General features: G+C 64.6%; 15 protein-coding genes and 2 tRNA genes. All 17 read left to right on the top strand.

Annotation, left to right across the window (positions count from 1 at the left end):
- Window positions 1-17 precede the first annotated feature (17 nt).
- The 17 genes from C1932_RS13565 to infB all read left to right on the top strand — a co-directional run bounded on the left by C1932_RS13565 (window position 18) and on the right by infB (window position 19,588).
- Complete coding sequence (locus C1932_RS13565; protein WP_108762525.1) at window positions 18-767, top strand: NADH-quinone oxidoreductase subunit C; 750 nt, start codon at window positions 18-20, stop codon at window positions 765-767.
- Window positions 764-2,071, top strand: a complete 1,308-nt coding sequence (locus C1932_RS13560; protein WP_108762524.1) for an NADH-quinone oxidoreductase subunit D — start codon at window positions 764-766, stop codon at window positions 2,069-2,071. Before C1932_RS13565 ends, C1932_RS13560 begins: the two co-directional genes overlap by 4 nt.
- Before the next feature lie 97 nt (window positions 2,072-2,168).
- Entirely contained in the window at window positions 2,169-2,696 is a 528-nt protein-coding gene (gene nuoE, locus C1932_RS13555; protein ID WP_108750221.1) for an NADH-quinone oxidoreductase subunit NuoE, read from the top strand.
- Between the two features lie 4 nt (window positions 2,697-2,700).
- Window positions 2,701-4,041 carry an NADH-quinone oxidoreductase subunit NuoF gene (gene nuoF / locus C1932_RS13550; protein WP_108750220.1) on the top strand — a complete coding sequence of 447 codons (1,341 nt, stop codon included), beginning with the start codon at window positions 2,701-2,703 and terminating at the stop codon, window positions 4,039-4,041.
- The gene (gene nuoG, locus C1932_RS13545; protein WP_108762523.1) at window positions 4,038-6,272 is read left to right on the top strand and encodes an NADH-quinone oxidoreductase subunit NuoG; all 2,235 of its coding nucleotides are present in this window, start codon (window positions 4,038-4,040) and stop codon (window positions 6,270-6,272) included. The genes nuoF and nuoG overlap by 4 nt, the downstream gene beginning before the upstream one ends.
- Window positions 6,269-7,363: an NADH-quinone oxidoreductase subunit NuoH gene (gene nuoH, locus C1932_RS13540; protein WP_108753691.1), complete on the top strand. Its 1,095-nt coding sequence runs from the start codon at window positions 6,269-6,271 to the stop codon at window positions 7,361-7,363. The genes nuoG and nuoH overlap by 4 nt, the downstream gene beginning before the upstream one ends.
- 3 nt (window positions 7,364-7,366) lie before the next feature.
- On the top strand, window positions 7,367-7,855 hold the full coding sequence (nuoI, locus tag C1932_RS13535) for an NADH-quinone oxidoreductase subunit NuoI (RefSeq protein WP_108750217.1): 489 nt from the start codon (window positions 7,367-7,369) through the stop codon (window positions 7,853-7,855).
- A 9-nt stretch (window positions 7,856-7,864) separates the two neighbouring features.
- On the top strand, window positions 7,865-8,521 hold the full coding sequence (locus tag C1932_RS13530) for an NADH-quinone oxidoreductase subunit J (protein WP_108753690.1): 657 nt from the start codon (window positions 7,865-7,867) through the stop codon (window positions 8,519-8,521).
- Window positions 8,518-8,823, top strand: a complete 306-nt coding sequence (nuoK, locus tag C1932_RS13525; protein ID WP_006381125.1) for an NADH-quinone oxidoreductase subunit NuoK — start codon at window positions 8,518-8,520, stop codon at window positions 8,821-8,823. The genes C1932_RS13530 and nuoK overlap by 4 nt, the downstream gene beginning before the upstream one ends.
- A gap of 7 nt (window positions 8,824-8,830) precedes the next feature.
- Window positions 8,831-11,008, top strand: coding sequence for an NADH-quinone oxidoreductase subunit L (gene nuoL, locus C1932_RS13520; protein ID WP_108756777.1), 2,178 nt, complete (start codon window positions 8,831-8,833; stop codon window positions 11,006-11,008).
- Between the two features lie 23 nt (window positions 11,009-11,031).
- On the top strand, window positions 11,032-12,540 hold the full coding sequence (locus C1932_RS13515) for an NADH-quinone oxidoreductase subunit M (protein ID WP_108750214.1): 1,509 nt from the start codon (window positions 11,032-11,034) through the stop codon (window positions 12,538-12,540).
- 15 nt (window positions 12,541-12,555) lie between these two features.
- Window positions 12,556-14,016: an NADH-quinone oxidoreductase subunit NuoN gene (gene nuoN / locus C1932_RS13510; protein ID WP_108763448.1), complete on the top strand. Its 1,461-nt coding sequence runs from the start codon at window positions 12,556-12,558 to the stop codon at window positions 14,014-14,016.
- Between the two features lie 127 nt (window positions 14,017-14,143).
- A tRNA-Met gene (locus C1932_RS13505) sits at window positions 14,144-14,220 on the top strand.
- A gap of 82 nt (window positions 14,221-14,302) precedes the next feature.
- Window positions 14,303-14,379, top strand: a tRNA-Met gene (locus C1932_RS13500).
- 364 nt (window positions 14,380-14,743) lie between these two features.
- The gene (rimP, locus tag C1932_RS13495; RefSeq protein WP_108750212.1) at window positions 14,744-15,334 is read left to right on the top strand and encodes a ribosome maturation factor RimP; all 591 of its coding nucleotides are present in this window, start codon (window positions 14,744-14,746) and stop codon (window positions 15,332-15,334) included.
- Window positions 15,335-15,338: 4 nt separating this feature from the next.
- A complete protein-coding gene (gene nusA, locus C1932_RS13490; protein ID WP_108750211.1) occupies window positions 15,339-16,850 on the top strand; it encodes a transcription termination factor NusA in 1,512 nt (503 codons plus the stop codon).
- 92 nt (window positions 16,851-16,942) lie between these two features.
- Complete coding sequence (infB, locus tag C1932_RS13485) at window positions 16,943-19,588, top strand: translation initiation factor IF-2 (protein WP_108762522.1); 2,646 nt, start codon at window positions 16,943-16,945, stop codon at window positions 19,586-19,588.
- Window positions 19,589-19,632 lie beyond the last annotated feature (44 nt).

The following is a 19,632-nucleotide window of genomic DNA, read 5'->3' as shown; positions in this document are numbered from 1 at the left end:
GAGCGCGCCAAGCCCCCATGGCAGAGCAAGCATCCTTCATCGACCGACTCTCCGCACGTTTCGCTGGTGCGAAGGTCATCGTGGTCGAACCCCGCGGCGAAGTGACGCTGGAGGTGCCTGCGGCTCAGTGGCACGCCACTGCCCTGGCGCTGCGTGACGAGTTTGGTTTCGAGCAGGCCGTGGACCTGTGCGGCGTCGATTATCTGGGCTATGGCTCGGACGAATGGGACACCGCCGACGTTTCCTCGCAGGGCTTCAGCCGTGGCGTGGAAGGCAAGGCGCAGGGCCGCTTCGCCTGGGGCGAGTTCCCCAGCGAAGAGAACGGTGCCGATGGCGCCCGCCCGCAGCACATGCCGACCCAGCGTTTCGCCGTGGTCGCCCAGCTGCGCTCGTACCAGCACAACCTGATGTTGCACCTGCGCTGCTTCGCCCCTGACGAAGCAATGCCGGTGGTGTCCTCGCTGACCGGCATCTGGCCGGGCCTGAACTGGTTCGAGCGCGAAGCGTTCGACCTGTACGGTGTGATCTTCGAAGGTCACCCGGACCTGCGCCGGATCCTGACCGACTACGGTTTCGTCGGCCATCCGTTCCGCAAGGACTTCCCGCTGATCGGCAACGTCGAAGTCCGCTACGACGAAGAAAAGAAGCGCGTGATCTACGAACCGGTCACCTCGGTGGAGCCGCGCGTCGGCGTGCCGCGCGTGATCCGCGACGACGCCCGTCTGCAGACCGCAGAAGGTGAGCGCGCGCAGGAGGCAGTGAAGTGAGCCACGTACACCAGGCTGGCGAAGCCTTCGCCAGCAACCCCGCCGAAAGCCGGCAGGAAATCCGCAACTACACCATGAACTTCGGCCCGCAGCATCCGGCCGCCCACGGTGTGCTGCGCCTGATCCTGGAAATGGACGGCGAAACCATCATGCGTGCCGACCCCCACGTGGGCCTGCTGCACCGTGGTACCGAAAAGCTGGCCGAGTCCAAGCCGTTCAACCAGTCGATCGGCTACATGGATCGCCTGGATTACGTGTCGATGATGTGCAACGAGCACGCCTACGTGCGCGCGATCGAAACCCTGATGGGTATCGAAGCGCCCGAGCGTGCGCAGTACATCCGCACCATGTACGACGAAATCACCCGCATCCTGAACCACCTGATGTGGCTGGGCTCCAACGCGCTCGATCTGGGCGCCATGGCGGTCATGCTGTACGCCTTCCGCGAACGCGAAGAGCTGATGGATTGCTACGAAGCCGTCTCCGGCGCGCGCATGCACGCGGCGTACTACCGTCCGGGCGGTGTCTACCGCGACCTGCCGGACCACATGCCGAAGTACAAGGAATCGCGCTGGCACAAGGGCAAGGCGCTGAAGCAGCTCAATGCTTCGCGTGAAGGCTCGCTGCTGGACTTCCTGGAGAACTTCACCGTCGAGTTCCCCAAGCGTATCGATGAATACGAAACCCTGCTGACCGACAACCGCATCTGGAAGCAGCGTACGGTCGGCATTGGCGTGGTCAGCCCGGAACTGGCCCACCAGTGGGGCATGACCGGCGTGATGCTGCGCGGCTCGGGCGTTGCCTGGGACCTGCGCAAGAAGCGTCCGTACGCCAAGTACGATGCCGTCGATTTCGACATCCCGCTGGGCAAGGAAGGCGACTGCTACGACCGTTACCTGGTCCGCGTTGCCGAAATGCGCGAATCCAACCGCATCATCAAGCAGTGCGTGGCGTGGCTGAAGGCCAACCCGGGCCCGGTGATGGTGAAGAACTTCAAGGTCGCTCCGCCCAGGCGCGAGGACATGAAGGACGACATGGAAGCGCTGATCCACCACTTCAAGCTGTTCAGCGAAGGCTATTGCGTGCCGGCCGGTGAAACCTATTCGGCGGTGGAGGCCCCGAAGGGTGAGTTCGGCTGCTACCTGGTCTCCGATGGCGCCAACAAGCCCTTCCGCGTGCACCTGCGTGCCCCCGGCTTCGCCCACCTGTCCTCGATCGATTCGATCGTGCGTGGCCACATGCTGGCCGACGTGGTGGCCATGATCGGTACCTACGATCTGGTGTTCGGCGAGGTTGACCGGTAATGCCGTCCGCCACGCCAACGCCCGCTGCAGGCAGCCGGCGCAAGCCGGCGCCGCAGTCTCTGGAATTTCACGTTATGCATTTCGCTGAGGTCGGCCGATGAAGGCGACAGGTAATTTCGAGGCGGCGCGCGACGTCGACCCGATGGTAGTGCTGAGCGACAAGACCCGCGCTCACATCGATCACTGGCTGTCCAAGTTCCCGCCGGACCGCAAGCGCTCTGCCGTGCTGCAGGGCCTGCATGCGGCCCAGGAGCAGAACGAGGGCTGGCTGACCGACGAGCTGATCGCCGGCGTGGCCAAGTACCTGGACCTGCCGCCGGTGTGGGCCTACGAAGTGGCCAGCTTCTACTCGATGTTCGAGACCGAGAAGGTGGGCCGCAACAACGTGGCCATCTGCACCAACATCAGCTGCTGGCTCAATGGCGCCGAAGACATCGTGCGCCATTGCGAGAAGAAGCTGGGCATCAAGCACGGCCAGTCCACCCCGGACGGCCGCGTCTACCTCAAGCGCGAGGAAGAGTGCCTGGCGGGCTGCGGTGGCGCACCGATGATGGTCATCAACGGTCACTACCATGAGCGTCTGACCCTGGAAAAGGTCGACGAGCTGCTGGACGGGCTGGAGTAAGGGCATGGCACATCACCACGAATCCAAGGGTCCGGTCGGCCCCGCGCCGCTGCCGCACCAGGTGGTCTACACCACCCTGCATTACGACACCCCGTGGTCGTACGAAAGCTACCTGAAGACCGGTGGCTACGCCGCCCTGCGCAAGATCCTCGAAGAGAAGATCCCGCCGGAGCAGGTCATCGAGATGGTCAAGGCCTCCGGCCTGCGTGGCCGCGGTGGCGCTGGCTTCCCGACCGGCCTGAAGTGGTCCTTCATGCCCAAGGGCAACATGCAGAAGTACATCCTCTGCAATTCGGACGAATCCGAGCCGGGCACCTGCAAGGACCGCGACATCCTGCGCTACAACCCGCATTCGGTGGTGGAAGGCATGGCGATCGCCTGCTACGCCACCGGCTCGACCGTGGGCTACAACTACCTGCGCGGTGAGTTCCACCACGAGCCGTTCGAGCACTTCGAACAGGCCCTGGCCGACGCCTATGCAAATGGCTGGCTGGGCAAGAACGTGATGGGCTCGGGCGTGGACATCGACATCTACGGTGCCCTGGGCGCCGGCGCCTACATCTGCGGCGAAGAAACCGCGCTGATGGAATCGCTGGAAGGCAAGAAGGGCCAGCCGCGCTACAAGCCGCCGTTCCCGGCGAACTTCGGCCTGTACGGCAAGCCGTCCACCATCAACAACACCGAAACCTACGGTTCGGTGCCGGCGATCATCCGCAACGGCCCGGAGTGGTTCAAGGGCCTGAGCCTGACCGGCAACGGCGGCCCGAAGTGCTTCTCGGTGTCCGGTTGCGTGCAGAACGGCGGCAACTTCGAAGTGCCGCTGGGCACCACCTTCGACGACCTGCTGGAAATGGCCGGTGGCCTGCGTCCGGGCCGCACCCTGAAGGGCGCGATTCCGGGCGGCGTGTCCATGCCGGTGCTGACCGCGGCCGAGCTGAAGGGCCTGCCGATGGACTACGACACCATCCGTGCGCTGGGCTCCGGCCTGGGTTCGGGCGCCGTCGTGGTGCTGGATGACAGCGTGTGCTGCGTCAAGTTCGCCTGCCGCATCAGCCAGTTCTTCCACAAGGAATCCTGTGGCCAGTGCACCCCGTGCCGCGAAGGTACCGGCTGGATGCATCGCGTGCTGGAGCGCATCGTCGCCGGCAAGGCCACGATGGAAGACCTGCACCAGCTGAAGGCAGTGGCCGGCCAGATCGAAGGCCACACCATCTGTGCGTTCGGCGAAGCGGCTGCATGGCCCATCCAGGGCTTCCTGCGCCAGTTCTGGGACGAGTTCGAGTACTACATCGTCAACGGTCATTCGATGGTTGACGGCAAGAAGGTGGAGGCAGCCGCTGCATGAGCGCGCAACCCGTAAATCCGAGCGTCCCACCCGATCACGTCACCATCGAGATCGATGGCAAGTCGCTGGTCGTGCCCAAGGGCTCGATGATCATCCAGGCCGCCGACAAGGCCGGCATCTCCATTCCGCGCTTCTGCTACCACGAGAAGCTGCCGATCGCCGCCAACTGCCGCATGTGCCTGGTGGACGTGGAGAAGTCGCCGAAGCCGGCGCCGGCCTGCGCCACCCCGGTGATGGACGGCATGAAGGTCGCTACCCGCAGTGAGAAGGCGCTCAAGTTCCAGCGTTCGGTGATGGAGTTCCTGCTCATCAACCACCCGCTGGACTGCCCGATCTGCGACCAAGGCGGCGAGTGCGAGCTGCAGGACGTTTCGCTGGGCTATGGCCGTTCGGTCAGCCGCTTCAACGAGCGCAAGCGCGTGGTGCCCGACGAGGACATGGGTCCGCTGGTCGCCACCGAAATGACCCGCTGCATCCAGTGCACCCGCTGCGTGCGCTTCACCGCCGACGTGGCAGGCACCTATGAACTGGGTGGCATGTACCGCGGCGAGAACCTGCAGATCGGTACCTACGACGGCAAGCCGCTGACCACCGAGCTGTCCGGCAACGTGGTTGACGTCTGCCCGGTCGGCGCGCTGACCAACAAGGTGTTCCAGTTCCGCGCCCGCCCGTGGGAACTGACCGCGCGCGAATCGCTGGGCTACCACGACGCGATGGGTTCGAACCTGTTCCTGCACGTGCGTCGCGGCGAAGTGCTGCGCACCGTGCCGCGCGACAACGAAGCGGTGAACGAGTGCTGGCTGTCCGACCGCGACCGCTATTCGCACCAGGGCCTGTACAGCGAAGATCGTGCGGTCAAGCCGCTGCGCAAGGTCAATGGTGAGTGGAAGGAAGTGAGCTGGGCTGAAGGCCTGGCCGCGGCTGCCGAGATCCTCAAGGCGCACCAGGGTGACCACCTGGGCGTGCTGGTGCATCCGTCCACCTCCAACGAGGAAGGCGCGCTGCTGGCCCGCCTGGCCAAGGGCCTGGGCTCGAACAACATCGACCACCGCATCAACAACCGCGACTTCTCCGACGCCGCCATCGCCGAAGTCTTCGGCCTGCCGCTGGCTGAAATCGAAGGCGCCGACCGCATCGTCGTTCTGGGCAGCAACATCCGCCACGAACTGCCGCTGCTGCACGCCCGCCTGCGCAAGGCGCAGACCACCAAGGGCGCGAAGATCCACGTCATCAACCCGGTTGATTTCGACTTCGCCTTCGGCATCGCCGGCAAGCAGATCGTGGCACCGTCGAAGTTCGTCGAAGCGCTGGCCAGCGAAGAACTGCGTTCGGCAGTGCAGGGCGGTACCAACACCGTGCTGATCGTCGGTGGCATCGCCGAAAACCACCCGCAGGCCGCCGCGATCCGCGCCGCTGCGCGTGATTTCGCTGCCGCCACCGGTGCCAAGCTGTGCCGCATCCCGCAGGGCGCCAATGCCTTGGGCCTGACCCGCGCCGGCGTGCTGCCGGCCGGCAAGGACGTGGCCGCCATGCTGGCGCAGCCGCGCCAGGCCTACGTGGTGTACGGCCTGGAACCGGGCTTGGACTTCGCCGACGCCCCGGCCGCGCGCAAGGCGCTGGTCGGTGCCAAGGTGGTGGCTTTCAGCCAGTTCGCCTGTGTTTCCACCCGCGACGTTGCCGACGTCATCCTGCCGATCGGTGCGCTGCCGGAAATCGACGCCACCCTGACCAACCTCGATGGTCGCGAGCAGTCGGCCCGTGCCGGCGGCAAGCTGCCGGGCGAGGCCCGTGAAGGCTGGCGCGTGCTGCGTGCGCTGGGCGGTGACATGGCCCTGGCCGGTTTCGACTTCACCGACCTGGCCGGCCTGCGCGCCAGCCTGGCCCCGGTGTCGGTCGCCGTGGCCGCTTCGGCCCAGCCGGCCGTTGGCGGCGAAGGCCTGGAAGTGGCTTCGACCGCTGCGATCTACCGCACCGATGCGGTGGTCCGCCGCGCGCCGGCGCTGCAGTCGCACCCGCTGAACAACGCCCCGCGCATCGTGCTGAACGCTGACGATGCCGCGCGCCTGCAGCTGCAGGAAGGGCAGATGGCCAAGGTCGGCACCGATGCCGGCAAGGCCACCCTGCCGGTGGTGGTCGACGCCCGCGTCGCTGCGGGTTCGGTCTGGATTGAATCGGGCCACGGCGCGACCGCGCCGCTGGGTGCCGCTCGCGTATCGGTGGTGGCTGCATGAACGAATTGCTGTTGAACGCGGTCGACCCGCTGCACCAGTGGCTGCTTGCCCTGGGTGACATCGGCGCGCTGATCTGGATCATCCTGAAGATCCTGGTGATCGCCGTGCCGGTGATCGTCTCGGTGGCCTTCTACGTGGTCTGGGAACGCAAGCTGATCGGCTGGATGCACGTCCGCCACGGCCCGATGTACGTGGGCATGGGCATCTTCCAGGCCTTCGCCGACGTCTTCAAGCTGCTGTTCAAGGAAGTGCTGCAGCCGAGCAGCGCCAACAAGGCGATCTTCCTGCTGGCGCCGCTGATCACCCTGGCCCCGGCCTTCGCGGCGTGGTCGGTGGTGCCCTTCGATTCGCAGATCGTGCTGTCCAACGCCAATGCTGGCCTGCTGTACCTGCTGGCGATGACCTCGCTGGGCATCTACGGCATCATCCTGGCCGGTTGGGCATCCAACTCGAAGTACGCGTTCCTGGGTGCCATGCGCGCCTCGGCGCAGATGATCAGCTACGAAATCGCCATGGGCTTCGCCCTGGTCGGCGTGATGATCGCGGCGGGCAGCCTGAACCTGAGCAACATCGTGATGGCGCAGGCCGGCAGCTCCGGCTTCTTCGACTGGTTCCTGCTGCCGCTGTTCCCGCTGTTCGTCATCTACTGGGTGTCGGGCGTGGCTGAAACCAACCGCGCGCCGTTCGACGTGGTGGAAGGCGAATCGGAAATCGTGGCCGGCCACATGGTCGAATACTCCGGCGGCGCCTTCGCGCTGTTCTTCCTGGCCGAATACGCGAACATGATCCTGATCAGCTTCCTGATCTCGATCTTCTTCCTCGGCGGCTGGCTGAGCCCGATCCAGGGCTGGGTCGACCTGGGCAACATCTCGCCGCTGGTCGACTGGATCTGGAAGGGCGGTGCACCGTGGCTGTTCGTCAAGGTGTTCTTCTTCGCCAGTGCCTACATCTGGTTCCGTGCCAGCTTCCCGCGCTTCCGCTATGACCAGATCATGCGCCTGGGCTGGAAGGTCTTCATTCCGCTGGCCATTCTGTGGATCGCGGTTACCGCCGTCATGGTGTTCTTCGGCGTGATTCAAAAGGGCGTCTAAGTGATGAACAGGATTACCCATTACTTCAAGAGCCTGCTGCTGCTCGAACTGCTGGCCGGTCTTTGGCTGACGCTGAAGTACAGCTTCAAGCCGAAGTACACGATGATGTACCCGATGGAGAAGTTCCCGCAGTCGCCGCGCTTCCGTGGCCTGCACGCGCTGCGCCGTTACCCCAACGGCGAAGAGCGCTGCATCGCCTGCAAGCTGTGTGAGGCGGTCTGCCCGGCGCTGGCCATCACCATCGACTCGGCCAAGCGCGAAGACGGCACCCGCCGTACCACCCGCTACGACATCGATCTGTTCAAGTGCATCTTCTGCGGCTTCTGCGAAGAAAGCTGCCCGGTGGACTCGATCGTCGAAACCCACATCCTCGAGTACCACTTCGAGAAGCGTGGCGAAAACATCGTTACCAAGCCGCAGCTGCTGGCCCTGGGCGACCGTCTCGAAACCGAGATCGCCGAGCGTCGTGCCGCCGATGCCGCTTACCGCTGAGGTCGAGAGATGGATTGGGTAAATATCGCTTTCTGGGTGTTCGCCATCGCGGCAACGGTTTCGGCCGGTGCGGTGATCAGCGTGCGCAACCCGGTTCACGCCGTGCTCTGCCTGGTGTTGACCTTCTTCTCCATTGCCTGCGTGTGGCTGCTGGTGGGCGCCGAATTCCTCGGCGTGGCGCTGGTGCTGGTCTACGTGGGTGCGGTGATGGTGCTGTTCCTGTTCGTGGTGATGATGCTGGACATCGACCCCACCAAGATGCGCGAAGGCTGGGTGCGCTACCTGCCGGTGGGCCTGGTGGTTGCCGTGGCCATGCTGGTGCAGATGCTCATCCTGATCGGCGTGAAGGGCAGGGCGGTCAACGCCTTCCCGGCCGACAACGCTGCCGCGCTGGCGGCTGACAGCTCCAACATCACCTGGCTGGCACGCACGCTGTTCACCGAATACCTGCTGCCGTTCGAGTTCGCCGCCGTCATCCTGACCGTGGCCGTGGTGGCCGCCGTCATGCTGACCCTGCGCCGCCGTACCGGCGTGAAGAGCCAGAACCCGGGCGACCAGACCATGGTCAAGGCAGGCAACCGTCTGCGCATGGTCAAGATGGGCGCAGAACAGCCGGTCGTGCACAGCAACAGCAAGCCGGCCGCCGGCGAGGAGACCCAGCCGTGATTACCCTTGGCCACATGCTTGCGCTGGGCGCGGTGCTGTTCGCCATCAGCCTGGCCGGCATCTTCCTGAACCGGAAGAACGTCATCGTGCTGCTGATGTCGATCGAACTGATGCTGCTGTCGGTGAACGTGAACTTCGTTGCGTTCTCCCGCCAGCTGGGTGATCCGTCCGGCCAGCTGTTCGTGTTCTTCATCCTGACCGTCGCCGCTGCCGAGGCCGCCATCGGCCTGGCGATCCTGGTGACCCTGTTCCGTACCCGCCGCACGATCAATGTCGGCGAAGTCGATTCGTTGAAGGGCTGATCCACAGATGGAAATCACTCTCTCCAAGAGTCTGTTGATCGCAGTGGTGCTTGCACCGCTGTTCGGCAGCATCATCGCCGGCCTGTTCGGTCGCCAGGTCAAGCGCTTCGGCGCGCAGACCGTCACCATCCTCGGCGTGGCCATCAGCTGCGCCCTGTCGATGTACACGCTGTACCAGCTGCTGTGGGGCGGCGCGCAGCCGTTCAACCAGAACCTGTACACCTTCTTCGAAGTCGGCCAGTACTCGGCCCACGTCGGTTTCATGGTCGACAAGCTCACCGCCATGATGATGGTGGTGGTCACCTTCGTGTCGCTGCTGGTGCACATCTACACCATCGGCTACATGGAAGAAGACCCGGGCTACCAGCGCTTCTTCAGCTACATCTCGCTGTTCACCTTCTCGATGCTCACCCTGGTGATGAGCAACAACTTCCTGCAGCTGTTCTTCGGCTGGGAAGCGGTGGGCCTGGTGTCGTACCTGCTGATCGGTTTCTGGTTCAAACGCCCGACCGCGATCTTCGCCAACATGAAGGCGTTCCTGGTCAACCGCGTCGGTGACTTCGGCTTCCTGCTGGGTATCGCCGGCGTGCTGTGGGTGTTCGGCACCCTGGACTATTCTCAGGTGTTCTCGCAGGCCGGCGTGCTGGCCAGCCCTGAAGCCAAGATGCAGATCTGGGACGGCACCCTGTTCGGCATGCAGCTGCTGAGCGCGCCGGTGGTCTGGTCGATCGCCACTGTCATCTGCATCAGCCTGTTCATCGGTGCCATGGGCAAGTCGGCCCAGGTTCCGCTGCACGTGTGGCTGCCCGATTCGATGGAAGGCCCGACCCCGATCTCGGCACTGATCCACGCCGCGACCATGGTCACCGCGGGTATCTTCATGGTCACCCGCATGTCGCCGCTGTTCGAGCTGTCGCAGACCGCGCTGAACTTCATCCTGTTCATCGGTGCCACCACGGCCTTCTTCACCGGCCTGATCGGTATCGTGCAGAACGACATCAAGCGCGTGGTCGCGTACTCGACCCTGTCGCAGCTGGGCTACATGACCGTGGCACTGGGCGTGTCGGCCTACTCGGCCGCAGTGTTCCACCTGATGACCCACGCCTTCTTCAAGGCGCTGCTGTTCCTGGGTGCCGGTTCGGTCATCATCGCCATGCACCACGAGCAGGACATGCGCAAGATGGGCGGCCTGCGCAAGTACATGCCGATCACCTTCATCACCATGTGGATCGGTACGCTGGCCCTGGTCGGTACGCCGTTCTTCTCCGGCTTCTACTCGAAGGACACCATCATCGAGGCGGCCGAGATCCACGCCCACATGCAGCACACCTGGGTGGCCACCTACGGCTACTGGGCAGTGCTGGGTGGCGTGCTGGTCACCAGCTTCTACAGCTTCCGCCTGCTGTTCCTGACCTTCCACGGTCCGGAGCGCTTCCGTGACGCGCACCACGACGACCATGGCCACGGCCATGACGATCACCACGCGGCCGATGCCCATCATGCCGATGCGCACCACGGCGATGCCCATGACGACCACGGCCATGGCCACGGTCCGCATGAGCCGCACGAAACCCCGTGGGTGGTGACCCTGCCGCTGATCCTGCTGGCCATTCCGTCCATCGCCATCGGTTTCTTCAGCATCGGTCCGATGCTGCATGGTACCGACTGGGCCGGCCACCACGCGCACGCGGCCATCAAGGGCCAGGTCAACACGTTCTTCACCGGCATCGTCGATTTCTACGATCCGGCCAAGAACACCGTGGCCTTCCTGGGTGAAGAGTTCCATGGCCCGGTGGCGTTCGCGCTGCACGGCATGATGCTGCCGCCGTTCTGGCTGACCCTGGCGGGCTTCCTGCTGGCCGCGCTGTTCTACCTGTGGAAGCCGGACCTGTCGGGCAAGGCACGCAAGACCTTCGCCCCGCTGGTGTCGGTGCTGGAAAACAAGTACGGCTTCGACAAGCTGTGGATCGATGGCTTTGCCGGCGGCAGCGTCAAGCTCGGCAAGGTGTCGCGCTGGATCGACAGCAACATCGTCGATGGCGTGGTCAATCTCTCGGCACGTGTTGTGGACGTTGCAGCCGGCGTGCTGCGTCGTACCCAATCCGGTTTCCTCTATCACTACGCCTTCGCGATGATCATCGGCCTGATTGCCCTGCTGGGCGTGCTGATGCATTACCTGCGTTGATGACCTGTACGGAATAAGAAGACGTGTCGAACTGGCCCCTACTCAGTGTCCTCATCTGGCTGCCGATCATCGGCGGTGCCCTGATTCTTGCGATCCGTGATGCGCAGACCGCCCGCTGGGCGTCGCTGGGCGTCGCGCTGCTGACCTTCGCGGCAAGCCTGCCGCTGCTGGCCGGCTACGATCCGGGCATCGATGCCCTGCAGTTCGTCGAGACCCACGCGTGGATCCCGGCGTACAACATCGGCTACAACCTGGGCGTGGACGGCATTGCCGTGGCGCTGATCCTGCTGACCACGCTGGTCAGCGTGCTCGCCCTGATCGGTGCCTGGAGCGCGATCAACAAGCGCGTGAACCAGTACGTGGCGGCCTTCCTGATCCTGGAAGGCGTCACCGTCGGCATCTTCGCTGCCACCGACGCGATGCTGTTCTACGTGTTCTTCGAAGCGATGCTGATCCCGATGTTCCTGATCATCGGTGTCTGGGGCGGCCCGCGCCGCATCTACGCAGCGCTGAAGTTCTTCCTGTACACCTTCCTCGGCTCGGTGCTGATGCTGGTGGCGCTTATCTACCTGTACATGAAGGGCGGCAGCTTCCAGCTGGCCGACCTGTACGCGCTGCAGCTGTCGGCCACCGAGCAGACGTGGATCTTCTTCGCCTTCCTGATCGCCTTCGCGGTGAAGGTGCCGATGTTCCCGGTGCACACCTGGCTGCCGGACGCGCACGTGGAAGCGCCGACCGCCGGTTCGGTCATCCTGGCCGCCATCGCCCTGAAGATCGGTGGCTACGGCTTCCTGCGCTTCAACCTGCCGATCGTGCCGGATGCTTCCAACGAATGGGCTTGGCTGGTCATCGCACTGTCCCTGATCGCGGTGATCTACGTCGGCCTGGTCGCCCTGGTGCAGGACGACATGAAGAAGCTGATCGCCTATTCGTCGATCGCGCACATGGGCTTTGTCACCCTGGGCACCTTCATCGCCCTGTGGCTGGTGCGTGAGGCCGGCAATGCCGACGCCGCCCGCCTGGGCCTGCAGGGTGCGATGGTGCAGATGATCTCGCACGGTTTCGTGTCCGGTGCGATGTTCTCCTGCGTGGGCGTGCTGTATGACCGCATGCACAGCCGCCGCATCGCCGATTACGGCGGCGTGGTGAATGTCATGCCCTGGTTCGCCACCTTCGCCATGCTGTTCTTCATGGCCAATGCCGGCCTGCCGGGCACCAGCGGTTTCGTTGGTGAATTCATGGTCATCCTGTCGGCCTTCCAGCGGAACCCGTGGATTGCCCTGGGCGCGGCCACCACCCTGATCATCGGTGCGGCTTACACCCTGTGGCTGTACAAGCGCATCTTCTTCGGTGAAGTGGCCAATAGCCACGTGGCCGAACTGAAGGACATCAACGGCCGCGAATGGCTGGTGCTGGGCGTGTTCGCCGTCGGCGTGCTGGCTCTGGGCATCTACCCCAAGCCGCTGACCGACCTGATGGAGCCCTCGATCGCCAAGCTGGCCATGCAGATCGCATCCAGCAAGCTGCTGTAATTCCAGGATTTGATGATGACCACCTCGCCGCTGCTGCCATTGACCGCCGCCGACCTGCCACCGCTCGCCCCCGAGCTGGTGCTGATCGGCAGCGCCTTCGCCCTGATGATCCTCGACCTGTTCGTCAGCAACCGGAACAAGATCGTCACCCATCTGTTCTCGCTCGCGGCGCTGGCCGTGGTGCTGTTCATGCTGGCTACCGGCGTGGGCGGGCAGGGCGAGGTCTTCCACGGCATGTTCGTGCGCGACACGGCCGCCGACGTCATGAAGACCGGCATCGTGCTGCTCAGCGGCCTGACCCTGGTCTACGGCTGGCGCTACCTGCGTGACCGCAACCTGTTCCAGGGCGAGATCCCGGTGCTGATCCTGTTCGGCACCGCCGGCATGATGATCCTGGTCTCGGCCGGCAGCCTGCTGATGGTGTACCTGGGCCTGGAACTGCTGGCGCTGTGCTCCTACGCGCTGGTGGCCAGCAACCGCGACAACGGCCTGGCCTCGGAAGCGGCGATGAAGTACATCGTCCTTGGTTCGCTGGCCTCGGGCCTGCTGCTGTACGGCATGTCGCTGATCTATGGCGCCACCGGCAGCCTGCACCTGGATGTCATCCGTGACGCCATCCCGCACTCGGAAGAGCGCGTGCTGCTGATCACCGGTGCGGTGTTCATGATCGCCGGCGTCGCCTTCAAGCTCGGTGCCGCGCCGTTCCACATGTGGCTGCCCGACGTGTACCAGGGTGCCTCGGCACCGATCGCGCTGTTCATCAGCTCGGCACCGAAGCTGGCCGCGTTCGGCATGGCCTACCGCCTGCTGGAAATGGGCGTGGGCCCGCTGTCCACCGAGCTGCAGCTGCTGATCGGCGGCCTGGCCGCGGTGTCGCTGGTGCTGGGCAACCTGATGGCCATCGCGCAGAGCAACCTTAAGCGCATGCTGGCGTTCTCCACGGTCTCGCACATCGGCTTCCTGCTGATGGGTATCGCCGGTGGCGGCGCGCAGGGCTATGCCGCCGCGCTGTTCTACGCACTGGCCTACGCCATCATGTCCACCGCCGCTTTCGGCGCGATCATCGCGCTGTCGCGTGCGGGCTTTGAAGCCGAGAACATCGAAGACTTCAAGGGCCTTAATGCCCGCAACCCGTGGATGGCCGGCCTGGTGCTGTGCATCATGGCGTCGCTGGCCGGCATCCCGCCGTTCCTGGGCTTCTGGACCAAGCTGGCCGTGCTGGGCGCTGCCGTCAACGGCGGCCTGCTGTGGCTGGCCATCCTGGGCGTGCTGTGCGCCGTGGTGGGCTGCTTCTACTACCTGCGTGTCATCAAGGTCATGTACTTCGATGAGCCGGTGGGCGAGGCCATGCCGCGCAGCAACGACCGCGTGCTGGGCGTGGTGCTGGGCGTGAACGCGCTGGCACTGCTGGCCCTGGGCCTGTCCTGGAACCCGATCATGCTGTGGTGCCAGAAGGCTTTTGCGCATCTTGCATAAAAGTTGACACAAAGCTGCGCGATTCGTGTAATATGCGCAGCCTGAGTTGTCACTGCAGCGGTTCAGCCAGAACATCGTTGCGGTAGCCCTCCTCGAAAGAGCAGGGCAGCAGTTCAAACACTTCCGGTGCGGGGTGGAGCAGTCTGGCAGCTCGTCGGGCTCATAACCCGAAGGTCGCAGGTTCAAATCCTGCCCCCGCTACCAACGTCATATCGGCGCCAACCGGTTTGATGAATGAGGGAAGGCTTGCATGTTTTGAAGCCATCGCTCATAATTCCGCTTCTGATGCGGGGTGGAGCAGTCTGGCAGCTCGTCGGGCTCATAACCCGAAGGTCGCAGGTTCAAATCCTGCCCCCGCTACCAAGTAAAGAGATCGCCTTCGAAGTCCTGCTTCGAGGGCGTTTTTCTTTGGGGGCCACGTACTTGTAGAGTCGAGCCATGCTCGACTGCCGGTGCGGAAAAGGGATCTAACCCCTGGCCCGTGCCTTGCACCAGCGCGGTGCAACCGCTATCATCAGCGGCCTAGCACTACCCCTGAAGGCGGTCTCCAATCGGGAGTCCGGACCCGGAAGGAGGGCCGCAGCTCGCTTACACACGGCGCTGCAACCGGAATCCAGTCACCGGAGTCTTTCCGGAAAAGGGGCCCTGCGGGCCCTTTGTCGTTTCCGGGGCGTCATGTTTCCCCGCCGGCCGTGGCCGGCACCCAACCAAGAGATCAAGGCAGGCTGTGAGCGACAAGGCAACCGACATCGCGAATCTGCTCGCCCCGACCGTTGTGTCGCTGGGCCTGGAGCTGCTGGGCGTTGAATATCTGCCGGCCCCCGGCGGTGCAACCCTGCGTCTTTACATCGACGTGCCGCTGGCTGAGCAGCCCGAGCGCATCATCAACGTGGACGACTGCGAGCGCGTCAGCCGCGAAGTGTCCGCACAGATGGACGTGGAAGACCCGATCAGCGGCAACTACACGCTGGAAGTGTCTTCGCCGGGCGTCGACCGCCCGCTGTTCAACCTGGAACAGTTCGGCCGCCACCTGGGCGAAATGGCCAAGGTCGTGCTGAAGCTGCCGCAGGACAACCGTCGTCGCCTGCAGGGCCGCATCGAGGCGACCGACGAGGCCGCAGACACCATCACCTTCATCGTCGACAAGGCGGAAGTGGTGGTCTCGGCCGACAACATCGACAAGGCCCGGATCATGCCGGACTGGGTTGCCCTGGGCCTGGCCCCGAGCAAGCCGACCGGCCCGGCGCCGAAGCGTCCGAAGACGGACAAGAATTCTTCTTCCAACGAGCCGGCGGCAAAGAAGCCGCGCGCGGAGTGAGCCAATGAGCAAGGAACTGTTGCTGGTAGTGGACGCGGTCGCCAACGAAAAGGGCGTGCCGCGTGAAGTGATCTTCGATGCCATCGAGGCCGCCCTGGCCTCGGCAGCGAAGAAGCGCTATCCCGACGAGGAAGTGCTGACCCGCGTGGTCATCGACCACAAGGATGGCAGCTACGAAACCTACCGCCGCTGGGAAGTGGTGGCCGATGACGTGGTCATGGAATCGCCGGACCGGCAGATCCGCCTGATGGACGCCGTCGACGAAGCCGAAGGCGTGGACGTCGGCGACTACATCGAAGAGCAGATCGAAAACCCCGATTTCGGCCGCATCGCCGCCCAGGCTGCCAAGCAGGTCATCGTGCAGCGTGTGCGCGAAGCCGAGCGCCAGCAGGTGGTCGATGCGTGGAAGGACCGCGTGGGTGAGCTGATCACCGGTGTGGTCAAGCGCGCCGAGCGCGGCAACATCTACGTGGACCTGGGCGGCAACGCCGAAGGCTTCATTCCGAAGGACAAGGGCATTCCGCGCGACGTGCTGCGCGCCGGCGACCGCGTGCGTGGTTACCTGGCCGAAGTGCGTTCGGAACCCCGTGGCCCGCAGCTGTTCATCAGCCGCGCCGCACCGGAATTCATGATCGAGCTGTTCAAGCTGGAAGTGCCGGAAGTCGGCCAGGGGCTGGTGGAAATCAAGGCCTGCGCCCGCGATCCGGGCGACCGCGCCAAGATCGCCGTGCTGGCCCACGATACCCGTACCGATCCCATCGGTGCCTGCATCGGCATGCGCGGTTCGCGCGTGCAGGCCGTGTCCAACGAGCTCAATGGCGAGCGCGTGGACATCGTGCTGTGGAACGAAAGCCCGGCCAACTTCGTCATCAATGCCATGGCGCCGGCCGAAGTGCAGTCGATCATCGTCGATGAAGACAAGCACTCGATGGACCTGGCCGTGGCCGAAGACCGTCTGGCCCAGGCCATCGGCAAGGGTGGCCAGAACGTGCGCCTGGCCAGCCGCCTGACCGGTTGGCAGCTGAACGTGATGACCCAGGACCAGGTCACCGCCAAGTCGGAAGCCGAGCAGGCTTCGGCCCGCCAGCTGTTCATGGACAAGCTGGAAGTGGACGAGGAAATCGCCGGCATCCTGGTGACCGAAGGCTTCGGCACGGTCGAAGAAATTGCATATGTCCCGGTCGGCGAACTGCTGGCCGTGGAAGGTTTCGACGAAGACATCGTCGAAGAGCTGCGCGCTCGTGCCCGCGATGCGCTGCTCAATGAGGCCCTGGCAGTCGAAGAAGGCCTTGAAGACGGCCAGCCGGCGCAGGACCTGCTGTCCCTGAAGGGCATGGACGAAGCCACCGCGTATGCGCTGGCCGGCCACGGCGTGCGTACCAGCGAGGAGCTTTCCGACCTGGCCGCCGACGAGGTCATGGACTTCGGCATTGAAGGGCTGGACCAGGAGCGCGCCGCGGCGCTGATCCTGGCCGCGCGTGCCGAGGAGATCGCCCGACTGGAACGCGGCGAATGAGCCGGCAATGAACAGGGCCCTGAGCCGATCAGGGCGTAGAATCCGCGCCACCTCCATCTGCGGGGGGGCGCCCACAAGATCATAGGATCCGAATGTCGCAGCAAACCACCATCCGCAAGCTTGCCGAACTGGTCAACACACCGGTCGAGAAACTGCTGGAACAGCTGGCCGGTGCCGGCATGAAGTTCAGCGGTCCCGACCAGGTCGTGACCAGCACCGAGAAGGTGAAGCTCCTGGGCTTCCTTCGTCGTTCGCACGGCAAGCCCGAGCAGGCCCCGGAAGAGACCGATCAGTCTGCAAAGAAGATCACCCTCAACCGCCGGAAACAGCAGGAAGTGACGGTCAATTCTGGTCGCAGCAAGACGACCGTGAATGTCGAGGTGCGCCAGAAGCGTACCTACGTCAAGGATGGTGCTCGCCCGATGACGCCGGACGAAGAGCGCGCCGACATCCTGCGCAAGCTGGAAGAGTCGCGCGCCCGCAACCTTGCCGAACAGCAGGCCCTGGCCGAGAAGGATCGTCTGCGCGACGAAGCCATCGTCCGTGCCCGTGAGGAAGAGATTGCGGCCAAGGAACGCGCAGAGGCCGAAAAGAAGGCTGCCGAAGAAGCCGCGGCTGCCGCCAAGGCTGCCGAGGCGGCTGCCGCCACCAAGCCCAAGCGCGCACCGATCGATGAAACCGCGCCGCGTCCGCCGCGCACGCCGGCCGCCGCTCCGGCTACGCCGCGCAGTGCGCCGCCGCCGCCGCGCAGCGACGACCGCAACAACCGCAGCGCGCCGCGCAACGAGCGTGGCCCGGGCGATCGCTTCGCCGGCCAGATGCATCTGTCGGCGGCCGACCGTGCGCGTCGTGGCAACAGCAACAACAGCAACAACCGGGGTCGTCCGGGTGGTCGCAACCAGAGTGGCGGCCGTCGTGACATGTCGCGTGGCGGCAACAACGCCGGTCCGCACGCGTTCGAGCGTCCGACCGCACCGGTCGTGCGTGAAGTGGCGATCGGCGAGACCATCACCGTGGCCGACCTGGCGCAGAAGCTCGCGCTGAAGGGCGGCGAGGTGGTGAAGGCGCTGTTCAAGATGGGCGTGATGGCCACCATCACCCAGTCCATCGACCACGACACCGCTGCGCTGGTGACCGAAGAACTCGGCCACAAGGCGATCCGTGCCAATGACAACGACGCCGAAGACGCACTGCTGGCCTCGACCGGTGAAAACCAGGGCGAAGCCGTCCAGCGTCCGCCGGTGGTCACCATCATGGGCCACGTCGACCACGGCAAGACCTCGCTGCTGGATTACATCCGTCGCACCAAGGTTGCCCACGGCGAAGCCGGCGGCATCACCCAGCACATCGGTGCGTACCACGTTGATACGCCCAAGGGCGTCATCAGCTTCCTGGATACCCCGGGCCACGCCGCGTTCACCTCGATGCGTGCCCGCGGTGCCAAGCTGACCGACATCGTGGTGCTGGTGGTGGCGGCCGATGACGGCGTCATGCCGCAGACCAAGGAAGCGATCCAGCACGCCCGCTCGGCCGGCGTGCCGCTGATCGTGGCGATCAACAAGATTGACAAGTCCGGCGCCGACCCGATGCGCGTCAAGAACGAGCTGCTGTCCGAGCAGGTCGTGGCCGAAGAGTTCGGCGGTGACATCCAGATGGTGGAGATCTCGGCCAAGACCGGCCTGGGCATCGATGACCTGCTGGACGCCGTGTCGGTGCAGGCCGAACTGCTGGAACTGAAGGCTGTCGACCAAGGCCGCGCCTCGGGCGTGGTGATCGAATCGTCGCTGGACAAGGGCCGTGGCCCGGTCGCTACCGTGCTGGTGCAGCAGGGCCGCCTGAAGAAGGGCGACTATCTGGTGTGCGGCATCCAGTACGGCCGCGTGCGTGCGCTGTTCGACGAAACCGGCAAGCAGCCGGAATTCGCTGGTCCGTCCATCCCGGTGCAGGTCCTGGGCCTGTCCGGCGTGCCGGAAGCCGGTGATGACTTCGTGGTGGTCGAGGACGAGCGCCTGGCCAAGGACGTTGCCCAGCAGCGTGAGACCAAGCGCCGTGAATCGCGCCTGGTGGCCACCGCTGGCAGCCGCATGGAAGACATCATGGCGACCCTGGGCAAGGGCGAGGGCCAGCAGGTCCTCAACCTGGTCATCAAGGCCGACGTGCAGGGTTCGGTGCAGGCGCTGAGCCAGGCACTGGTCGCGCTGTCCAACGAAGACATCCGCATCAACGTGATCCACTCCGGCGTGGGCGGCATCACCGAATCGGACGCCAACTCGGCGGCTGCTTCGAAGGCCACCGTCATCGGCTTCAACGTGCGTGCGGATGCTTCGGCCCGTCGCATCATCGAATCCAACGGCGTGGACCTGCGTTACTTCTCGATCATCTATGACGTGATCGACCAGGTGAAGCAGGTGGCCTCCGGTCTGCTGGGCGTGGAAATCCGCGAAGAGATCATCGGTATCGCCGAAGTCCGCGACGTGTTCCGCAGCTCCAAGCTGGGCGCCGTTGCCGGCTCGATGGTCATTGAGGGCGTGGTCAAGCGCAACAAGCCGATCCGCGTGCTGCGCGACAGCGTGGTCATCTTCGAAGGCGAGCTGGAATCGCTGCGCCGCTTCAAGGAAAACGTCGAGGAAGTCCGCAACGGTACCGAATGCGGTATCGCGGTGAAGGCCTACAACGACGTGAAGCCGGGTGACCAGATCGAGTGCTTCGAGCGTATCGAAGTGCCGCGCACCCTGTAATGCTGCAAGGGGCCGGTCCTCGCGGACCGGTCCGCCAACCCGGT

Origin of the sequence: Stenotrophomonas sp. YAU14D1_LEIMI4_1, assembly GCF_003086815.1 — a bacterium.
Lineage (GTDB): Bacteria > Pseudomonadota > Gammaproteobacteria > Xanthomonadales > Xanthomonadaceae > Stenotrophomonas.
The sequence above is the reverse complement of the archived record's forward strand: the minus strand, read 5'-3'. Positions and strand labels throughout refer to the sequence as shown.